10 protein-coding genes are annotated in these 20,623 nt (G+C 62.8%); 3 read left to right on the top strand and 7 right to left on the bottom strand.

Annotated features, from left to right (window positions below; all coding sequences use genetic code 11):
• Nucleotides 1–25: 25 nt before the first annotated feature.
• From M5G18_RS18350 to speB, 4 genes are all read right to left on the bottom strand, one after another.
• Nucleotides 26–1,405, bottom strand: a complete 1,380-nt coding sequence (locus M5G18_RS18350; protein ID WP_273896604.1) for a sodium:solute symporter family protein — start codon at nt 1,403–1,405, stop codon at nt 26–28.
• 79 nt (nt 1,406–1,484) lie between these two features.
• A complete protein-coding gene (locus tag M5G18_RS18345) occupies nt 1,485–2,996 on the bottom strand; it encodes a purine-cytosine permease family protein (RefSeq protein ID WP_007956582.1) in 1,512 nt (503 codons plus the stop codon).
• Nucleotides 2,997–3,051: 55 nt separating this feature from the next.
• Nucleotides 3,052–3,474, bottom strand: coding sequence for a YybH family protein (locus M5G18_RS18340; protein ID WP_007956584.1), 423 nt, complete (start codon nt 3,472–3,474; stop codon nt 3,052–3,054).
• Between the two features lie 10 nt (nt 3,475–3,484).
• Complete coding sequence (gene speB, locus M5G18_RS18335; RefSeq protein ID WP_003222717.1) at nt 3,485–4,435, bottom strand: agmatinase; 951 nt, start codon at nt 4,433–4,435, stop codon at nt 3,485–3,487.
• 429 nt (nt 4,436–4,864) lie between these two features.
• Here speB and M5G18_RS18330 point away from each other — a divergent pair, with 429 nt between their 5' ends.
• Together M5G18_RS18330 and M5G18_RS18325 are read left to right on the top strand one after the other, a co-directional pair.
• Nucleotides 4,865–5,758, top strand: coding sequence for a LysR family transcriptional regulator (locus M5G18_RS18330; protein WP_007956593.1), 894 nt, complete (start codon nt 4,865–4,867; stop codon nt 5,756–5,758).
• 3 nt (nt 5,759–5,761) lie between these two features.
• The gene (locus M5G18_RS18325) at nt 5,762–6,358 is read left to right on the top strand and encodes a tRNA-uridine aminocarboxypropyltransferase (RefSeq protein ID WP_273896605.1); all 597 of its coding nucleotides are present in this window, start codon (nt 5,762–5,764) and stop codon (nt 6,356–6,358) included.
• 144 nt (nt 6,359–6,502) lie between these two features.
• Here M5G18_RS18325 and M5G18_RS18320 read toward each other — a convergent pair whose 3' ends face one another.
• From M5G18_RS18320 to M5G18_RS18310, 3 genes are read right to left on the bottom strand one after another with little or no spacing between them, the layout of a single operon-like run.
• Nucleotides 6,503–7,864, bottom strand: a complete 1,362-nt coding sequence (locus M5G18_RS18320; protein ID WP_273896606.1) for an HlyD family type I secretion periplasmic adaptor subunit — start codon at nt 7,862–7,864, stop codon at nt 6,503–6,505.
• Between the two features lie 10 nt (nt 7,865–7,874).
• Nucleotides 7,875–10,034, bottom strand: a complete 2,160-nt coding sequence (locus M5G18_RS18315; protein WP_007956599.1) for a type I secretion system permease/ATPase — start codon at nt 10,032–10,034, stop codon at nt 7,875–7,877.
• Nucleotides 10,035–10,067: 33 nt separating this feature from the next.
• A complete protein-coding gene (locus M5G18_RS18310) occupies nt 10,068–11,426 on the bottom strand; it encodes a TolC family outer membrane protein (RefSeq protein ID WP_273896607.1) in 1,359 nt (452 codons plus the stop codon).
• 531 nt (nt 11,427–11,957) lie between these two features.
• On the opposite strand from M5G18_RS18310, the gene M5G18_RS18305 reads away from it, so the two are divergent.
• The gene (locus M5G18_RS18305) at nt 11,958–20,615 is read left to right on the top strand and encodes a retention module-containing protein (RefSeq protein ID WP_273896608.1); all 8,658 of its coding nucleotides are present in this window, start codon (nt 11,958–11,960) and stop codon (nt 20,613–20,615) included.
• Nucleotides 20,616–20,623 lie beyond the last annotated feature (8 nt).

Genomic DNA, 20,623 nt, shown 5'->3' with positions numbered 1-20,623 from the left:
AGAAAGTTGTTGCTACTGCTTAAGCTTAGATCGCGCTCGCCACGGTCGCCGGGCGACGGGAAAACAGGCTGACCACCACAAAACTCACCAGACCCACAGCCAGGCTGTAGTAGATCGGCGTGTTGGCATCCAGACCGTCCTTGAACATGAACAGCAGGGCAGTGGCGAAACCCAGGCCCATGCTGGCGATGGCGCCGGCGGTGGTCGCGCGTTTCCAGAAGATCGCACCGATCAGCGGGATCAGCATGCCGCCCACCAACAGGTTGTAAGCGAGGGTCAGGGCGCTGATCACGTCGTTCACTACCAGAGCAATACCCAGCACCACGACGCCGGTCAGCAGAGTGAACAGGCGGTTGATCGCCAGGCTCGACTGTTTGCCGCCACGCAGTTTCGGCAGCAGGTCTTCGGTCAGGGTGGTGGCAGCGGCGAGCAGGCCGGCGCTGGCGGTGGACATCATCGCGGCCAGGGCGGCGGCGATCACCAGACCACGGATGCCGTCCGGCAGCGACAGTTTGACGATCGCGGCGAAGGCGTTGTTGACGTTGTCCAGATCCGGGATCAGAACGTGCGCCGCCATACCGATCAGGGCACAGGCCAGACCGTAAAGGATGCAGTAGATGCCCGCGATGCTACCGGCGTACTGAGCGACTTTGGCGGTCTTGACGGTGAACACCCGTTGCCAGATGTCCTGACCGATCAGGATGCCGAAGAAGTAGATCATGAAGTAGGTGATGATCGTGTCCCAGCCGATAGTGGTGAAGCTGAAGGCGGTGGCCGGCAGTTTCAGCACCAGCTCGTCCCAGCCGCCGACGCGGTACAGGCAGATTGGCAACAGGATGAACATCAGACCGACGGTCTTGATGATGAACTGGACGATGTCGGTCAGGGTCAGCGACCACATGCCGCCGATGGCCGAATACACCACGACCACGCCACCGCCGAGCAGTACCGAGATCCAGAACGGCAGGCCGAACAGCACTTGCAGCACGGTGCCGATGGCGAGGATCGAGGTCACGCCGATCATCAGCGCATAGGCCAGCATGATCGCCGCGCTCGCCGAGCGGGCCATCGGGTTGTAGCGTTTTTCCAGCACCTGGGTAACGGTGTAGATCTTCAGTTTCAGCAGCGGCTTGGCCAGGAACAGGTTCAGCGCCACGATGCCGCAACCCAGTGCCGCGCACAGCCAGAAACCGGAGATGCCGTGCACGTAGCCCAGGCGGACGGTGCCGACGGTGGACGCACCACCGAGAACGGTCGCGGCCATGGTGCCCATGTACAGGCTCGGGCCGAGGTTACGCCCGGCGACCAGGAAGTCCTCGTTGGTCTTGGCCTTGCGCATGCCGAAGTAGCCGAGCAAGAGCATGCCGGCGGCGTAGATGAGGACGACGAATAAATCCAAAGCCATGATGGCGTGTCTCCGATTGTCTTTTTTATGGGGTGGAACACTGTGGGAGAAGGCTGACCCCCACAGGCGATTCGTTTATTCAGGCAGCCTGACGCAGCGCCGCTTCAGCCGGCGCATGCGCGCCTTTGCTCCGGGGATCCTTCGGGCCGTAGACCAGCGCCGGTTCCGGGAACAGGCTCAGCAACATCAGGTACATCACCGAGGCCAGACCGAGGGTCACGAGCAGGCTGATGTCGATGCCGCCGGCCAACTCACCGAGCGGGCCAACGAACTGCCCCGGCAGGTTGACGAAGCACAGGCCGACCGCCGCGCTCGGGATCCACGCGCCCAGGCCGCGCCAGTTCCAGCCGTGGCTGAACCAGTAGCGTCCACCTTGCTCGCCGCGCGTGAACACCTGCAGATCGTCCGGGCAGTAGAAGCCGCGACGCACCACCAGGCCGATGATCATGATCACCATCCACGGGGTGGTGCAGGTGATGATCAGCACGGCGAAGGTCGACACGCTCTGCACCAGGTTCGCCGCGAAGCGCCCGATGAAGATGAAGGCAATCGACAGCACGCCAATCAGAAGCGTCGCCTTGACTCGCGACAGCAGGCGCGGGAACACGCTGGACATGTCCAGCCCGGTGCCATAAAGCGACGTGGTGCCGGTGGACATGCCGCCGATCACCGCAATCAGGCACACCGGCAGGAAGAACCAGCTCGGCGACACCGCCAGCAGACCGCCGACGTAGTTGTTGGCCGCGATGTAGTCCGGCGCCTGGATCGCCACGATGGTCGCGGTGGTCAGGCCGAACAGGAACGGGATGAAGGTGGCGATCTGCGAGAGCACCACCGCCGCCATGATCCGCTGACGCGAGGTTTCACGCGGGATGTAGCGAGCCCAGTCGCCGAGGAACGCACCGAAGGAAATCGGGTTGCTCATCGCTACCAGCGCGGCGCCGATGAACGCGGCCCAGAAGCCTGGCTGGCCGAGGCTGACGGTGCCGGCGTAGTGCGAATCGAACGGACCGGCGAAGGCAAAGATGCCCAGCAGGAACAACAGGCTCGCGCTCCACACGGCAACCTTGTTCACCCACAACAGGAAGCGGAAGCCGTAGATGCACACGGTCAACACCAGAATCGCGAACAGACCGTAGGCCAGGCCCAGGGTCAGGTCGGTTTCCGGCAGGCCGATCAGGCGTTTCGCACCACCGATCAGCGCATCTCCCGAACTCCACACCGAGAGCGAGAAGAAGGCGATGGCGGTCAGCAGTGACAGGAACGAACCGACGATCCGCCCGTGCACGCCGAAATGCGCACCGGACGACACTGCATTGTTGGTGCCGTTGAGCGGGCCGAACAGGCCCATCGGTGCGAGGATCAGCGAGCCAAGCAGCACGCCCGAGACAATCGCCCAGACGCCCGCCTGAAAGGACAGGCCGAACAGCACCGGGAAACTGCCGAGCACGGCGGTGGCAAAAGTATTCGCGCCGCCGAAGATCATGCGGAACAAGTCCACGGGACCGGCGGTGCGTTCGTTGTCCGGGATCTGTTCGACCCCGTGGGTTTCAATCTGCGTAAGGCTTTGGTCTTTGTTGTTGTTATTCATGATCTGCTCCGATCATAAAGGCGCGCTCATCGTGCGTGAGCGTCACCTGTCTTGGCTAAGGGGATGGCAGCCCTTCCGGCATTGCGGACAAATGTTCGTGGCAGGCCAGCCAATGGCCTTGTTGTTCTAGGCTCGACGCTTGTTTTCTGAAAACAATCGTCTCGCGCTCCTGGCTGAAGTGTTGCTCCCCTTGCATGCGCAGCTCGGTGGCCACGTCATGGATGAAAATCGCCACGTCACCCTGCAGGCTGACGAAGGCGTTGCTCGAGGTGCAGGACAGCACCTCGAAGCCATCCTCGGCGCGCCAGCTGTCCCACAACGCCTGATAGGCATCGCGCGACAGCAGGGGCTGTTCGAGGGTGTAGAACACGAAGCTGGCATCGGCGCTGAACGCGCCGAAGTAGGCTTCGCGATCGTTGCGGGCGAAGGCGGACACCAGATCGGCGGCCGCTTTCAGAACCTGATCACGTTCGTTCATGACCCGACCCTCAGCGGTGGACGACGCCCGGCAGTACGCAGAGCATTTCGTACAGCAGGTTGGCGGCCAGCAGCGAGGTGTTGCCGGTGGTGTCATAAGCGGGCGAGACTTCTACCAGATCGCAGCCGATCAGGTCGAGGCCCTGGCAGCCGCGAACGATTTCAATCGCCTGAATGGTCGTCAGACCACCGATTTCCGGGGTGCCGGTGCCCGGCGCCCAGGCCGGGTCGATGCCGTCGATGTCGAAGCTCAGGTATACCGGGCCGCCACCGACTTTCTCGCGCACTTCGGCCATCAGCGGTGCCAGCGACTTGTGCCAGCACTCTTCGGCCTGCACCACGCGGAAGCCCTGATCGCGGCTCCAGTTGAAGTCGTCAGCGGTGTAACCCTGCGCACGCAGACCAATCTGCACCACGCGGTCGCAGTCCAGAAGACCTTCTTCGACGGCGCGACGGAAGGTCGTACCGTGGGCGATCTTCTCGCCGAACATGTGATCGTTGACGTCAGCGTGAGCATCGATGTGTACCAGACCGACCTTGCCGTGCTTTTTGTGGATCGCACGCAGAATCGGCAGGGTGATGGTGTGGTCGCCACCCAGGGTCATCGGGATCACGTTGTGCTCGAGGATGTTGTCGTAGGCTTCTTCGATGATGCGCACGGCGTCGAGCAGGTTGAAGGTGTTGATCGCCACGTCACCGATGTCGGCAACCGACAGCGAGTCGAACGGCGCAGCGCCGGTGGCCATGTTGTACGGGCGGATCATCACCGATTCGGTGCGGATGTCGCGCGGCCCGAAGCGGGTGCCGGGGCGCAGCGAAGTACCGATGTCCAGTGGCACGCCAACGAAGGCAGCGTCCAGGCCGGCAGCGGTCGGTACATGGGGGAGTCGGAGCATGGTGGCGATGCCGCCGAAGCGCGGCATTTCGTTGCCGCCCAGTGGTTGGTGAAGAATCTTGTCCACGGGTAGGGCCTCATCGTCTTTGTTTTATTTATGTCGGCGCACCGCATTCGCAAGGTCACGGGCACCGCTGTGGGCCGATTCTGCGAAATGTAGTGCGGCGGAAGAATCGCTACGGGCAAATACTTAGTTCAGAAATTTCTAAACTAATGGAGAGGGGCGGGATAGACTTTGCGCTTCTCTGGATGTTCGTTCGGCTCGGGATCGTAGCCCTCACCCCAGCCCTCTCCCGGAGGGAGAGGGAGCCGACGGAGTTGTTCTCAGGAGCTTCATCGACCTGAAATATCGAGCCGAACTCAGGAGAGTCGTGAGACAGACGCAGGATTTGAAGGCCATGGAGATCGGCTCCCTTTCCCCCTCTCCCCCCTGGGGAGAGGGCTGGGGTGAGGGGTGGATTGACCAGACGACACAGTTCTCAACCCCGGAGTAGACATGGCCAACGCTTTACCCGACCTGAAACTTTTGCGCATCTTCGTCAGCGTCGTGCGCCATCAGGGGTTTGCCAACGCGCAGCAGGAACTCAACCTGTCGACCTCGGCGATCAGCACCTACATGAGCCAGCTCGAAGCCGCGCTCGGTCTGGTGCTGTGCCATCGCGGGCGTGGCGGTTTCAGCCTGACCAGCAAGGGTGAGCTGTTCCATCAGGAAACCCTGCGCCTGCTGGCCGAGCTCGAAGGCTTCGAGCAATACGCCGCAGCACTCAAGGGTGAACTGCGCGGCACGCTCAATCTGGGGGTGATCGACTCCACGGTCAGCGACAAGGCCCTGCCATTTGCCGAAGCCATCGGCGCCTACAGCCAGGAACACCCGGCGGTGCATTTGCACCTGTCGGTGATGAGCCCGTATGAGCTGCAACTCGGCGTGCAGGACAACCGCCTCGATCTGGCCATCGGTGCATTCTCCACGCGCATGAGCGGTCTGGTGTACATGCCGCTGTACCGCGAGCAGCACTGGCTGTATTGCAGCAGCCGTCACCCGTTGTTCAACGAGCGGCGGATTCCCGAGCAGGTCATTACCCAGCAGCGCATGGTCGGTCGGGGCTATTGGAGCCAGGCGGAACTGGCGCGCCACGGTTTCAAGCACAGCGCCGCGACCGTGGAAAGTATGGAAGCGCAGCTGATTCTGGTGCTGTCCGGCGCCTACATCGGTTACCTGCCGGAGCACTACGCCCAGGCCTGGGCCGACAAGGGCGATTTGCGGGTGCTGCTGCCGGCGACCTTCGGTTATCAGGCACCGTTTTCCATGATCATGCGCCGGGGCCGCAGCCGCGAGCCGCTGATCCAGACCTTCCGCGATCTGCTCAAAGCGCAGCTCAATCAGGCATAGACAATGTCCAGACCCCAATGCCCGCGCTGCCTGCGCCCACAAACCCACTGCCTTTGCCCGCTGATCCCCAGCCTCGACAGCCGCACCCGGGTGTTGCTGTTGCAGCACCCGAGCGAGGTCAATCACGCACTCAACACTGCACGGCTGGCGGCGCTCGGTTTGAACAATGCCGAGCTGATTGTCGGTGAAGTGTTCGAGGATTTACCCGCGCTGCTGAACCGGCCAGGGTATCGGGCGCGATTGCTGTTCCCGGCGGAGGATGCGCAGCCGATGCAGGCTTACGGCACGTCCGATGAGCCGCTGTTACTGGTGGTGCCGGACGGCACGTGGCGCAAGGCGCGCAAGATGTTGCACCTCAATCCGCTGCTGGCGGCGTTGCCTCGGGTGACATTGGCGGAGGGTGGGGTTTCCCGGTATCGGCTGCGCAAGGCACCGGGGCCGGGGGCGTTGTCGACGATCGAGGCGATTGTTCAGGCGTTGCAGACGCTGGAGGCGCCGGCGTCGTTCGAGCCGTTGCTCAAGCCGTTCGAGGCGCTGATCGAAGGACAGATTGCGGCGATGGGGGAGGAGACTTTCCTGCGTAATCATGCTGGAAAATAAGGGTGCTCTCACTGGCCTCTTCGCGGGCAAGCCCGCTCCCACAGATTTTGTAGTGGTCACAAACTTTGTGTACGACACGGACACTGTGGGAGCGGGCTTGCCCGCGAAGAGGCCAGATCATTCACCGCAAAGTCCGGATCATCACTAGCGTTCGCGCATCGCTTCGGTCCGGGCCTTCAGCACCGGTTTGAGCAGGTAATCCAGCACGCTTTTCTCCCCGGTGATGATGTCCACCGTCGCCACCATCCCCGGAATGATCAGCAGCGGTTTCACATCCCCGCCCAAATGGTTTTTGTCGGTACGCACCTGGATCAGGTAGAAGCTGTTGCCCTTGTCGTCGGTGATGGTGTCGGCGCCGATCAGCTCAAGTTTGGCGCTCAGCCCGCCGTAGATCGTGTAGTCGTAGGCGCTGAACTTGACCATGGCTTTCTGGCCCGGATGCAGGAACGCCACGTCCTGCGGCCGCACCTTGGCTTCGATCAGCAGGTTGTCTTCCAGCGGCACGATTTCCACCATGTCGCTGCCCGGCTGCACCACGCCGCCGATGGTGTTGACCTTCATCTGCTTGATCACCCCGCGCACCGGCGAAGTCACGGTGGTGCGGCTGACACGGTCGTCGATGGCGATGCTCGACGCGGTGATTTTCGACAGGTCGGTGCGTTTCTCGTTGAGCTCCTTGGCCGCTTCGGAGCGGAAGGTCTGTTCCGATTCGTCGATCTTGCTCTTGATCTCGTTGATCGCCGATTCGGCCCGGGGAATGGCGAGGGTCGTGGCATTCAACGAACCACGAATTTCCACTGCGCTACGACGCAGGCGGAGAATCTCCACGGGCGACACCGCGCCGGTTTTCACCAGCGGTTCCGACATGTTCATTTCCTGTTGCAGCAGCGCCAGGCTCGAACTGTATTGCCCCTGTTTCGAGCGAAACTCCGCCAGCTCCTGCGCTTTCTGCCGCAGTTGTTCGCTGAGGGTACGTTGCTCGCTGGCCAGCCGCCGTTGCCGTTGCTCGTACAGCGAGCGCTCGTCCTCGGCCACTTGCGGAGCCTTGGCGATCACCTCGTCCGAGAGATTGAACGGCCGGCCCTCGGCCTCGGCGGACAAGCGTTCGACCTGCGCGGTCAGGGCATAACGATCGGCCTCGCTTTCACCCTTGTTCGATAGAAACCGCGTGTCATCCAGACGCAGCAAGGTGTCGCCCTTGCTGACCATCTGCCCTTCACGCACGAAGATCTCGGTGACGATCCCGCCTTCGAGGTTCTGGATCACCTGAACCTTGCTCGACGGAATCGCCTTGCCTTCGCCCATGGTCACTTCCTGAAGCACGGCGAACTTGGCCCAGACCAGCGCACTGATCAGCAGCGCCGCCGCCAGCCACACTGTGATCCGCGACCAGCGCGGCGAATCCTGCAACGAGGCGCCGGCAGTTTCCGGCATGAATTCAGCCTCGGCGCTTTTACCGAAACTGTCGAAGTAGCCACGGGACTTACTGTCGGAGGAAGCAGACATGGGGCAACTCCTAGACCGCTGCCGAGCCGACCCGGCCCTTGCGCAGTGCATCGATGACCGCTTCTTTCGGACCGTCGGCGACGATCCGGCCGTTGTCCAGCACCAGCAACCGGTCCACCAGGCTCAGCATCGAAGTGCGGTGGGTGACCAGCAGCAGCGTCTTGCCTTGCACCCAGCCGTGCAGCTTCTGACGCAGGACGTCTTCGCTGCTGTTGTCCATGGCGCTGGTGGGTTCGTCGAGCAGCATGATCGGTGGGTCGAGCAATAGCGCCCGCGCGAGCAATACGGCTTGGCGCTGGCCACCGGAAAGCAGTTGCCCGCGCTCGCCCACCGGCCGGTCGAAGCCTTGCGGATGCTGCCGTGCGAGCTCAGTCACGCCGGTCAGTTCGGCCACTTCAAGCATCCGCGAATCGCTGATGTAGCGGGCGCCGAGGGTGAGGTTGTCGCGCAGGCTGCCGGCCAGCAGCGGCAGGTCGTGGGCGACGTAACCGATCTGCTGACGCAGGTCGGCGACATCCAGTTGACGCAGGTCGAGGCCGTCGAGCAGCAACTGGCCTTCTTCCGGTTCGTAGAAGCCCATCACCAGCCGCGCCAGGGTGCTTTTGCCGGAACCACTGCGGCCGATGATGCCGATCCGCTCGCCGGGTTTGACGCTGAAACTGACGTTGCTCAGGGCCGGTGCGTTCTGGCCGTTGTAGTGGAAGGTCACGGCGTTGGCGTCCAGCGCGCCTTGCAGTTGCGTGCGCTCCAGCGGCCGCTGTTTGCCGTCGCGCTCCTGAGGCAGGGACATCAGCGCGTCGGTGCTTTTCATGGTCAGTTGCGCTTGCTGGTAACGAGTAATCAGCCCGGCGATCTGTCCCAGCGGCGCGAGCACGCGACTGCCGAGCATGTAACTGGCCACCAGCGCCCCGACACTGAGGTTGCCGGCGATGATGCTGTAGACCCCGGCCACAATCGTTGCCATCCCGGAAAACTGCTGGATGAACAGCGTGCCGTTGGTGGCCAGCGCCGAGAGATTACGGGCGTGGCTGTCGAGGCGGGTGAGGGCGCCGTGGGTGCTTTCCCATTTGTGCTGGCGCTCGCTTTCGGCGCTGCACGCCTTGAGGGTTTCCAGGCCGCCGAGGGTTTCGATCAGCAACGCCTGACGCTCGGCGCCGAGGCTCAGGCTTTTCTGCACGGTGTCGCGCAGACGGGCCTGAATGATCATCGCGAACACGATCGTAATCGGAAACGCCAGCAGCGGAATCACCACCAGCCAGCCACCGAGCAGGCCGATCACCACCAGCATCAACACCACGAAAGGCAGGTCGATCAGGCTGGTCAGGGTCACCGCGGTGAGAAATTCCCGCAGGCCCTGAAAGTCATGAATGCTTTGGGCGAATCCGCCGATGGTCGCCGGCCGGGCCTTCATCGACATGCCGGTGATGCGCTCGAATAAAGTCGCGGAAAGGATCACGTCGGTCTTCTTGCCGGCGGTGTCCAGCAGGTGCGCACGCACCACTCGCAGCACCAGTTCGAAACCGGTGCCGATCAGCAACCCGATCGACAGCACCCACAACGTTGAGGTGGCCTGATTCGGCACCACGCGGTCGTAGGTCTGCATGACAAACAGCGGCACCATCAGGCCCAGCAGGTTGATCAGGAAACTGGCGAGGATCGCGTCGCTGTACAACCATTTCGACAGCTTCAGGGTGTCGCGAAACCACGCCTGCACCCGTGGCACCAGCGGCGAGCGCAGGTCTTCCAGTTCATGCCGTGGCCGGGCGAACAAGGCCTGGCCGCTGTAGTGTTCGGTGAGTTCTTCACGGCTGACCCACTGTTCGCCGCCGTCGGCTTCACTGGGCAGGATCAGCGCCTTGCCGTCTTCGGCAAACCGCCGCAGCACCGCCGTGCGCCCGTTGCCCAACAGCAACAACACCGGCAGGTTCAGCGGTGAAATGTCTTTGAGTTCCCGGCGCAGCAAGCGCGCCTGCAACCCGGCCCGGGCTGCGGCGCGGGGCAGCAGGTCCAGGCTCAGGCGTTGTTTGTCCAAGGGCAGCCCGGCGCTCAGGCTGGCGCGACTGACCGTCGCGCCATGGAGTTTGCAGAGGATCAACAGACCGTCGAGCAACGGGTCATCGAAGCTCAGCCGCGGATCGATCCCGGTGTTACCGGGTTGCATGCTGGTCATATTGATCGCTCCCCTGGCACTGCATCATCGGGACTACTTCAGTTCAGGCAAGCGTGCTTCGTTCTTCACCTCGGTCGCGGCAATCGCATCGGCCGGCAGCACGATCCGCTGCTTGTTCAACAACTGGCCCATGTTCGCCAGCACGCGGTACATCGAATATTCCTCGGTGTAGCGGATTTCGGTGTAGCGACGGTTGGCGTTGTACAGCTCGTTTTCACTGTCGAGCAGGTCGAGCAGGGTGCGCTGGCCGAGGCCGAACTGATCCTGATACGCGGCGCGTACACGCTTGGTGGTTTCGGCGTATTCGCGGGCGGTCGGGGTCTGTTTCTTGGCGTTGACCATGGCGTTCCACGCCAGGTGAATGTTCTCGTTAAGCTGACGCAGGGCGTTGTTGCGGATGTCCATCGCCTGGTTGATCTGGTGCGCGTCGGAGGCCAGTCGCGCCTTGTCGCTGCCGCCACGGAACAGGTTGTAGTTCATCACCACGCCGACCCGCCATTCGTTGTCGTGGCCCTCGTCGCCCTGCACGTTGTTGTTGGCGCCGACTGCCGCCTCCGCATCGAAGCGTGGGTAGAAAGGCGACTTGGCGACCTCGTACTGGCTCTCGGCCGATTGCACGTCAGCCTGGGCGGATTTCAGGTACGGGTTGTTCTCGACCATGCTCTGCTGGGCTTCGGGCAGGGTGGCGGGCAACTCGCCACGGGTCGAGGCGGGTGCTTCCAGCTCATCGGGCATGCGTCCGACCACGCTGTAGAAGTTCGATTCGGCGTCGGCCAGATCGACTTCGGCGGTGTCGAGGTTGTTCTGCGCCAGCGCTTTACGGGCGACAGATTGATCGGAGTCGGCGGTGCTGCCCACGCCGCGCTCGGTGCGCAGGCCGATCTGGTCGTTGACGCGCAAGTGCGCCTGCAGGTTGTTCCTGGCCAGGGTCACCAGTTCACGGCGCTTGAGCACTTCGAGGTAGACCTCGATGGTGCGCAGGGCCAGATCCTGGGCGGTGCCTTGCGCGTAATAGGCGCGCGAGTTGGAAACGCCCTTGGTGCGCTCGACTTCGTTGGCGGTGTTGAAACCGTCGAACAGCATCTGCCGCAGCCGCAGCTCGGACTGGGTGTAATTGAGGATCTCGGTGTGGTGGTTACCCAAGGCCCGGGTGTTGGTGTTGTCGCTGTAGCCGCGCCCGTAAGCAGCGTTCAGATCCACCGACGGATAGAAGCCGCCCTTGGCGACCTTCACTTGTTCATCAGCTGACAGGCGCGCGTCCACGCGCGAGGCAAGTTCCGGGTGAGTGGCGATGGTGCTCTGGATCGCTTCGGTGAGGTTCATGGCCTGGGCTTGGGAAGTGCAAGCCATGGCCAGCAAAACCGCGCTGCAGAGGGGGGTTAGTACGCGCATGGGTGCATCTCCCTGAGTCCTGATGGTGTTCCGCTGTCGCCAATTTATTGACGATATTTTTAGTAGAAAGCGTTTCATGCCTGTAACAACAGAGCTAAGAACATCCTGAAGCGTAGCTAAGAAAAAATTTTCATATGGGTTATGCCAAAAAAAACTTATGCGGTTCGCCAAATCCAGCACATTGTTCCACTCGAAAGCCTTTGTTTTATGCGCTTTAGGGAGCACAGAAAGGCTTGAGGAAAGTTCCACTCACTTTGCGACATACGGCGAAGTACTGCTAAAGGGGAGGGACGCGTAGCGGGTGATGAGCGACAGTTTTTTGTCACTCGGGTGATTCACCACCGTTACGTAGCGCTAGTGGGCCTGCTGCATCGAACAGAGATTCCAAGTGCTTGATGGCGCTGGCGTTTCTGGATTTGCGCAACCTGCGAAACGAACTGTCGAGGTGCGAGCGTCGCCCCGACAACCCGCTTGAGCCATGGGCTGCTTCGCGAACCAGCGCCGACGGTGGTCGGCAGCGGAGGAATGCACATGGCAACGCTCATCGGGATCGTCACTAAAGTCATTGGTCAGGTTTTCGCTCAATCGGCAGACGGCAGTCGGCGCGCATTGGTCGAAGGCGATCGGCTGTTTGCAGGGGATCAATTGATCACCGGGGCGGAAGGGGCGGTTGCCGTCCATCTGCAAAATGGCCAGGAACTGACCCTCGGTCGGGACAGCAGCCTGACCATGACCGACCAGTTGCTCGCCGATCAGGCCGCCCACGTCAATGCCCCGGAAGCGGTGACCCCGAGCGAGTCGCAACTGACTGACGTCGAACAGATCCAGAAAGCCATTGCCGCCGGCGATGACCCGACCAAAACCGCCGAAGCGACAGCGGCCGGCCCCGGAGCCACTGGTGGTGCGCCGGGTGGCCTGGGTGGTGGCCACAGTTTCGTGTTGCTGACCGAAGTGGCGGGCCGGGTCGATCCGGTCATCGGTTTCCCTACTGCCGGGTTCAACGGCATTCCCGAGTTTCCCGAAGAGCGGCATAACGCCGTGATCGATAACGGTGACGGCCAGGCCGCCCCGATTGTTCCGCCACCACCACCGGTCAACAATCTGGTGACCCTCGGCGGCCTGTCCGTGCCCGGCGGCGAACTGACCCTCAACGAAGCCAATCTGCCCGACGGTTCGGCTGCCAACCCTGGCGCGCTGACCCAGACCGGCAGCTTCACGGTGTCGGCTCCGGACGGTCTGAGCAGCCTGAGCATCGGCGGCATCAACGTGATCGTCGGCGGCGTGCCGATCGGTTTCCCGCAATCGATCACCACGCAACTGGGCAACACCCTGACCATCACCGGCTACAACCCGGCCACCGGTACGGTCAGCTACAGCTACACCCTCAACGGCAACGAAACCCACGCGGCGGGCGACGGTGCCAATAACCTCAGCGAACAATTCACCGTGATCGCCGGCGACAGCAACGGCGACACCGCCACCGGCACGCTGGACGTCAACATTACCGACGACGTGCCGAAAGCGTTCGATGACAACAATGGTACGGCGACAGAGACTCAACTGACGCTGACCGGTAACGTGCTGACCAACGACGTGCAAGGTGCCGACCGCGTACCCGTTGGCGAAAACGCCGGCCCGATCACCCCCGGTACATTCGTCGGGACTTACGGCACATTGGTGCTCAACGCCAACGGCACCTACACCTACACGCTCAATACCAGTGATGCGGACTTCAAGAATCTGCATGGCGGTGGCAATGGCACTGAGACTTTCACTTACACCCTGACCGATGCCGACGGCGACACCAGCACCGCGAACCTCGTGCTGCAGATTCACAACAACGACGATCCGGTGATCATCAACGGGCTGAACGTCGAGGGCGGTGAACTCACCGTCTACGAGAAAAACCTTGGCGACGGCAGCGCGCCGGATTCGGGAGCCCTGACCCAGAGCGGCACCTTCACCATCACTGCTCTTGATGGCGTCACCACGCTGACCATCGGTGGCATCGCCGTGGTCACCAACGGTGTAGCCGCAGGCTTCCCGCAATCGGTGACCACGCCACTGGGCAGCACGCTGACCATTACCGGTTTCAACGCTGCCACCGGCGTCGTCAGCTACAGCTACACCCTGGTCGACAACGAAGCGCATCCAACCGCCAACGGCGCCAACGTGCTCAACGAGCAATTCGCCGTCACCGTGGTCGACGACAACGGCACCACCGCCAACGCCACGCTGGACGTAAACATCGTCGACGACCTGCCAAAAGGCGTGGACGACAGCAACGCCGGCACCGCCTCGGAAACCAATCTCACACTGACCGGCAACGTCCTGACCAACGACGTGCAAGGCGCTGACCGCGTGCCTGTCGGCGAAAACGCCGGCCCGATCACCGCCGGCACTTTCACCGGGACTTACGGCACTCTGGTGCTGAACGCCAACGGCACTTACACCTACACCCTCAACACCAGCGACGCCGATTTCAAAGCGCTGCACGGCGGCGGCAACGGCACCGAGACCTTCACCTATACCATCACCGATGCCGACGGCGACACCAGCACCGCGAACCTCGTCCTGCAGATCCACAACAACGACGATCCGGTGATCATCAACGGCCTCGACGTGAATGGCGGCGAACTCACCGTCTACGAGAAAAACCTCGGCGACGGCAGCAGCCCCGATGCTCCAGCGCTGACCCAAAGCGGCACCTTCACCATCACCGCGCTGGACGGCGTCACCACGCTGACCATCGGCGGCATCGCCGTGGTCACCAATGGCGTGGCGGCAGGCTTCCCGCAATCCACCGTCACCCCGTTGGGCAGCACGCTGACGATCACCGGTTTCAACGCTGCAACCGGCGTCGTCAGCTACAGCTACACCTTGGTCGACAACGAAGCGCATCCGAACGCCAACGGCGCCAATGTGCTGAACGAGCAATTCGCCGTGACCGTGGTCGATGACAACGGCACCACCGCCAACGCGACGCTGGACGTGAACATCGTCGACGACCTGCCAAAAGGCGTGGACGACAGCAACGCCGGCACCGCTTCGGAAACCAATCTCACACTGACCGGCAACGTCCTCACCAACGACGTACAGGGTGCCGACCGCGTGCCAACCGGCCCGAATGCCGGCCCGATCACTGCCGGCACTTTCACCGGGACTTACGGCACCTTGGTGCTGAATGCCAACGGCACCTACACCTACACCCTCAACACCAGCGACGCCGATTTCAAAGCGCTGCACGGCGGCGGCAACGGCACCGAGACCTTCACCTATACCATCACCGATGCCGACGGCGACACCAGCACCGCGAACCTCGTCCTGCAGATCCACAACAACGACGATCCGGTGATCATCAACGGCCTCGACGTGAATGGCGGCGAACTCACCGTCTACGAGAAAAACCTCGGTGACGGCAGCAGCCCCGACGCTCCAGCCCTGACCCAAAGCGGCACCTTCACCATCACCGCGCTCGACGGCGTTACCACGCTGACCGTGGGCGGCATCACCGTGGTCACCAATGGCGTGGCGGCAGGCTTCCCGCAATCCACCGTCACTCCGTTGGGCAGCACGCTGACCATCACCGGCTTCAACGCCGCCACCGGCGTCGTCAGCTACAGCTACACCTTGGTCGACAACGAAGCGCATCCAACCGCCAACGGCGCGAACGTGCTGAATGAGCAATTCGCCGTGACCGTGGTCGATGACAACGGCACCACCGCCAACGCGACGCTGGACGTGAACATCGTCGACGACTTGCCAAAAGGCGTGGACGACAGCAACGCCGGCACCGCTTCGGAAACCAACCTCACCTTGAGCGGCAACGTCCTCACCAACGACGTGCAGGGCGCCGACCGCGTACCGACCGGCCCCAACGCCGGCCCGATCACTGCCGGCACCTTCACCGGGACTTACGGCACTCTGGTGCTGAACGCCAACGGCACGTACACCTACACGCTGAACGCCAACGACGCGGACTTCAAAAACCTGCACGGCGGCGGCAACGGCACTGAAACCTTCACCTACACCATCACCGATGCCGACGGCGATACCAGCACCGCGAACCTGGTGCTGAACATCCACAACAACGACGATCAGGTCTACCTCAACGGCCTCGACGTCAACGGTGGCGAACTCACCGTCTACGAGAAAAACCTCAGCGACGGCACTAGCCCCAACACCCCGGCACTGACTCAGAGCGGCACCTTCACCGTCACCGCCCTCGATGGTCTGCAAACCCTGACCGTGGGCGGAATTGCCGTGATCACCAATGGTGTGGCAGCAGGCTTCCCGCAATCAACCGTCACCCCGCTGGGCAGCACGCTGACCATCACCGGATACGACCCGGCCACCGGCGTTGTCAGCTACAGCTACACCCTGGTGGATAACGAAACCCATCCGACCGCCAACGGTGCCAACAGCATCACCGAGAACTTCAACGTGGTGGCGACCGACACCGATGGCAGCTCCGCCACCGGGCAGATCAACGTCAACATCATCGACGACCTGCCAACCGCCAAGCCCGACGCGACGTCGGTACAAGAGGGCGGCACCGTCAGCGGCAACGTGCTGGACAACGACATCGGCGGCGCCGACGGCCCGGCAGCCAGTGGCGCGGTAGTGGGCGTGCGCGCCGGCTCCGACACCTCGACCTCGGCCATCGGCGGGCTCAACAGCAACATCAACGGCACCTACGGCTATCTGACCCTCGACGCCAACGGCAACGCGGTCTATCACAGCAACCCGAATGCCGTGAGCGGCCCCGGTGCGGTCGACGTGTTCGTGTACACCGTGCGCGATTCCGACGGTGACGAAAGCACCACCACCATCACCATCGACGTCTACAACAGCAAACTGTGCGCGGTCAGCGACACCGACGTCACCGTGTACGAAAAAGCCCTCGACCTGACCAAGGACGGGCAAGACCTGGCCCCTGGCACGGTCACCGGCAGCGATCCGACCAGTACCGGGGAAACTGCGTCCGGCACTTTGGTCGGCTCGGTCACCGGCGCGGTCGGTGCGATCAGCTATGCGCTGGTCGGCAGCGCTACCGGCAACTACGGGCAGATCGTGCTCAACCCCAACGGCACGTACACCTACACGCTGACCTCACCGGCCAGCACCACCCCGCACGCCGACGACGGCGCCAACACCCTGACCGAAACCTTCACCTACCAGGCCACCGATTCGCTGGGTAACGTCGTCACCAGCACCATCGTGGTCAACATCGTCGATGACGTGCCGAAGGCGATCAACGACAGCAACGCCAGCACCGCGTCGGAAACCCAGTTGACCCTCAACGGCAACGTGCTGACCAACGACGTGCAAGGCGCCGACGTGGTGGCGACCGGCCCGAATGCCGGCCCGATCACCCCTGGCACCTTCACCGGCACTTACGGCACCCTGGTGCTGAACGCCAACGGCACGTACACCTACACGCTGAACACCAACGATGCAGACTTCAAGAATCTGCACGGTGGTGGCAACGGCACCGAGACCTTCACCTACACCCTGACCGATGCCGACGGCGACACCAGCACCGCCAACCTGGTGCTGAACATCCACAACAACGACGATCCGGTGGTCCTCAACGGCCTCGACGTGAATGGCGGCGAACTCACCGTCTACGAGAAAAACCTCAGCGACGGCACCAGCCCCAACACCCCGGCACTGACCCAGAGCGGCACCTTCACCGTCACCGCCCTCGATGGTCTGCAAACCCTGACCGTGGGCGGAATTGCCGTGATCACCAATGGCGTGGCAGCCGGCTTCCCGCAATCGACCGTCACTCCGCTGGGCAGCACGCTGACCATCACCGGTTACAACCCGACCACCGGCGTGGTGAGTTACAGCTACACCCTGGTGGATAACGAAACCCACCCGAATGCCAACGGCGCCAACAGCCTCACCGAGAACTTCAACGTGGTGGCGACGGACACCGATGGCAGCACTGCAACCGGGCAAATCAACGTCAACATCATCGACGACCTGCCAACCGCCAAACCCGACACCGGCTCGGTGGCAGAGGGCGGCACGGTCAACATCAGCGTGCTGGGCAATGACATCAGTGGCGCGGATGGCGCGGCAATCGTGGTCGGCGTACGCGCCGGCAGCAACACCGCGACTTCGGCCATCGGCGGTCTCAACAGCAACATCAACGGCAGCTACGGTTACCTGACCCTCGATGCAGCCGGCAACGCGGTCTATCACAGCAACCCGAACTCGGTGAGCCCGCCGGGCGCCACCGATACTTTCACCTACACCATCCGCGACAGTGACGGCGACGAAAGCACCACCACCATCACCGTCAACGTCGCCGACAGCAAACTCGTGGCCTCGACTGATCAGGACGTGACCGTCTACGAGAAAGCCCTCGACCTGACCAAGGACGGACAAGATCTGGCCCCCGGCACGGTCACCGGCAGCGACCCGGGCAACACCGGCGAAACCGCGAGCGGCACGCTGGTCGGTTCGGTCAGCGGCGGCAGCGGGGCGATCACTTACACCCTGGTCGGCAGCGCCACCGGCACTTACGGGCAGATCCAGCTCAACGCCGACGGCACGTACACCTACACCCTGACCTCGGCGCCGAAAACCACGCCGAACGCCAACGACGGGCCGAACTCCCTGAGCGAAAGCTTCACCTACAAGGCCACCGATGCGCTGGGCAACAGCACCACCAGCACCATCGTGGTCAACATCGTCGACGACGTGCCAAAAGCGGTGGCGTCGGATCGTTCGGTGGCGGCGGTGGAGATCGACTCCAACATCCTCATCGTCCTCGACATCTCCGGCAGCATGGCCGACGCCTCCGGCGTACCGGGCCTGTCGCGGCTGGCACTGGCCAAGCAGGCGATCAGCGCCTTGCTCGACAAGTACGACGATCTGGGCGATGTGAAAGTGCAGCTCGTCACCTTCAGCAGCAACGCCACCGACCGCACCTCGGTGTGGGTCGATGTCGCCACGGCCAAGACCATTCTGGCCGGCCTCAGCGCGGGCGGCGGCACCAACTACGATGCGGCCGTGGCGACCATGTACAACGCGTTCAACACCTCGGGCAAACTCACCGGGGCGCAGAACGTCGGCTACTTCTTCTCCGACGGCAAACCCAACGAGGGTGACATCGGCACCGCCGACGAAGCGACGCTCAAGGCGTTCCTCGATGCCAACAACATCAAGAACTACGCGATCGGCCTCGGCAGCGGCGTGAGCAACGCCAACCTCGATCCGCTGGCGTACGACGGCATCACGCACACCAACACCAACGCGGTGGTGGTCACCGACCTCAATCAACTCAACTCGGTGCTCTCCGGCACCGTAGAGGGCGCGCCGGTCACCGGTTCGCTGCTGGGCGAGGGCGGCACGTTCGGCGCCGATGGCGGGTTCATCAAATCCATCGTGGTCGACGGCACCACCTACACCTATGACCCGAAAGCCAACGGCGGCCAAGGTTCGCTGGTCGCCAGCGGCGGCGCCAACCACGGCACGTTCAACACGGTGAACAACACCCTGAGCATCGCCACCAACAACAGCGGCACCCTGGTGGTCAACCTCGACACCGGCGACTACAGCTACACCTCGCAGAAAACCACTGCCGTGGTGATCACCGAGAACATCGGCTTCACCCTCAGCGACAACGACGGCGACCTCGCCAGTTCGACCCTGACCGTGAAAGTGATCCCCAACGCACCTCCGGTGGCGGTGGACGACCACATCATCACCAACGTGCTGTCGGGCAACATCGTGGTGCCGGGCGAACTGTTGCTGGCCAACGACACCGACCCGAACGGCGATACCCTCAACGCCACGCCAACCTCGTTCAACACCGGCTGGATCTCCAAATCGGCGGATTTCACCGGCACCGGCGCGATCAGCTTCACCGGCACCAACGCCAATACCGCCGCCAACCAGAACCTGGCCAACGTGCGTAACTCGTTCAGCGCCAACGCCGCGACCATGACCGCCGTGCTGGTGGTCAGCGGCTACCTCGGCGCGGTGACCAACACCAACGCCAACGATGAAGACCGCATCACCGTTAACCTGCGCCAGGGCGAAACCCTCAACCTGGACCACAACCTGGCGGCCGGTCACATCACCATGGAGTACTCGATCAACGGCGGCGCCTACATCGCCCTCGCGGACGGCCAGACCCTGACCGCGACGTCCGACGGCGTCTATCAGATTCACATCACCAACATCACCAACACCACGGGCAGCAACGCCAACGCGGCGGAGAACTATCAGCTGACCATGACCCTCAACTACGCCGGAGCCCACGACATCACCCCGGACTACCACGGCACCTACACCGCCAACGACAACCACGGCGGCAGCGACACGGCGAACGTGACCATCAGCTATCAGGACGGCCACACCCTCACCGGCACCTCGGGCGATGACGTGCTGGTGGCCGGCACTGGCGACAACATCCTCAACGCCGGCGACGGCAACGACGTGCTGACCGCAGGCTCCGGCAACAACGAACTGCACGGCGGCGCCGGCAACGACTTGCTCTACAGCGGCCCGGGCAACGACTTGCTTGACGGTGGCACTGGCATCGACACCGCCAGCTACGCCCATGCGACTGCCGGGGTGACGGTCAACCTTGGCCTGCTTGGTGCGCAAAACACCATTGGTGCCGGGACGGACACCCTGACCGGTATCGAAAACCTCGTCGGCTCGAACTTCAACGACACCCTCACCGGCGACAACAATAACAACGTGATCAACGGCGGCCTGGGCAACGACATCCTCAACGGCGGCGGGGGCGATGACCTGCTGATCGGCGGGATGGGCAACAACACCCTGACCGGCGGGCCGGGTGCCGACACCTTCCAGTGGCTCAAGGGCAACAGCGGCCACGACCTCGTCACCGACTTCACCCCCGGCACCGACAAGCTCGATCTGTCGCAACTGCTGCAAGGTGAAAACGGCACGTCGGCGTCACTGGATGACTACCTGCACTTCACCGTCACCGGCAGCGGCGCTTCGGTGGTTACCACCATTGATGTCAGCGCCATGGCCGGTGCAACGCCGAACCAGACCATTGACCTGGCCGGCGTCAACCTGGCCAGCCACTACGGTGTGACACCGGGGGCGGGGGGCTTGATCGCCAGCGGGCATGACACGGCGACGATCATCAACGGCATGCTCAATGATCATTCGTTGAAGGTGGATACGGTGTGAGTTAAGAG

It is taken from the genome of Pseudomonas aphyarum, from assembly GCF_028657055.1.
In the GTDB taxonomy this organism is placed as follows: Bacteria; Pseudomonadota; Gammaproteobacteria; order Pseudomonadales; family Pseudomonadaceae; genus Aquipseudomonas; species Aquipseudomonas aphyarum.
This window is presented reverse-complemented; position numbering and strand designations above follow the sequence as displayed.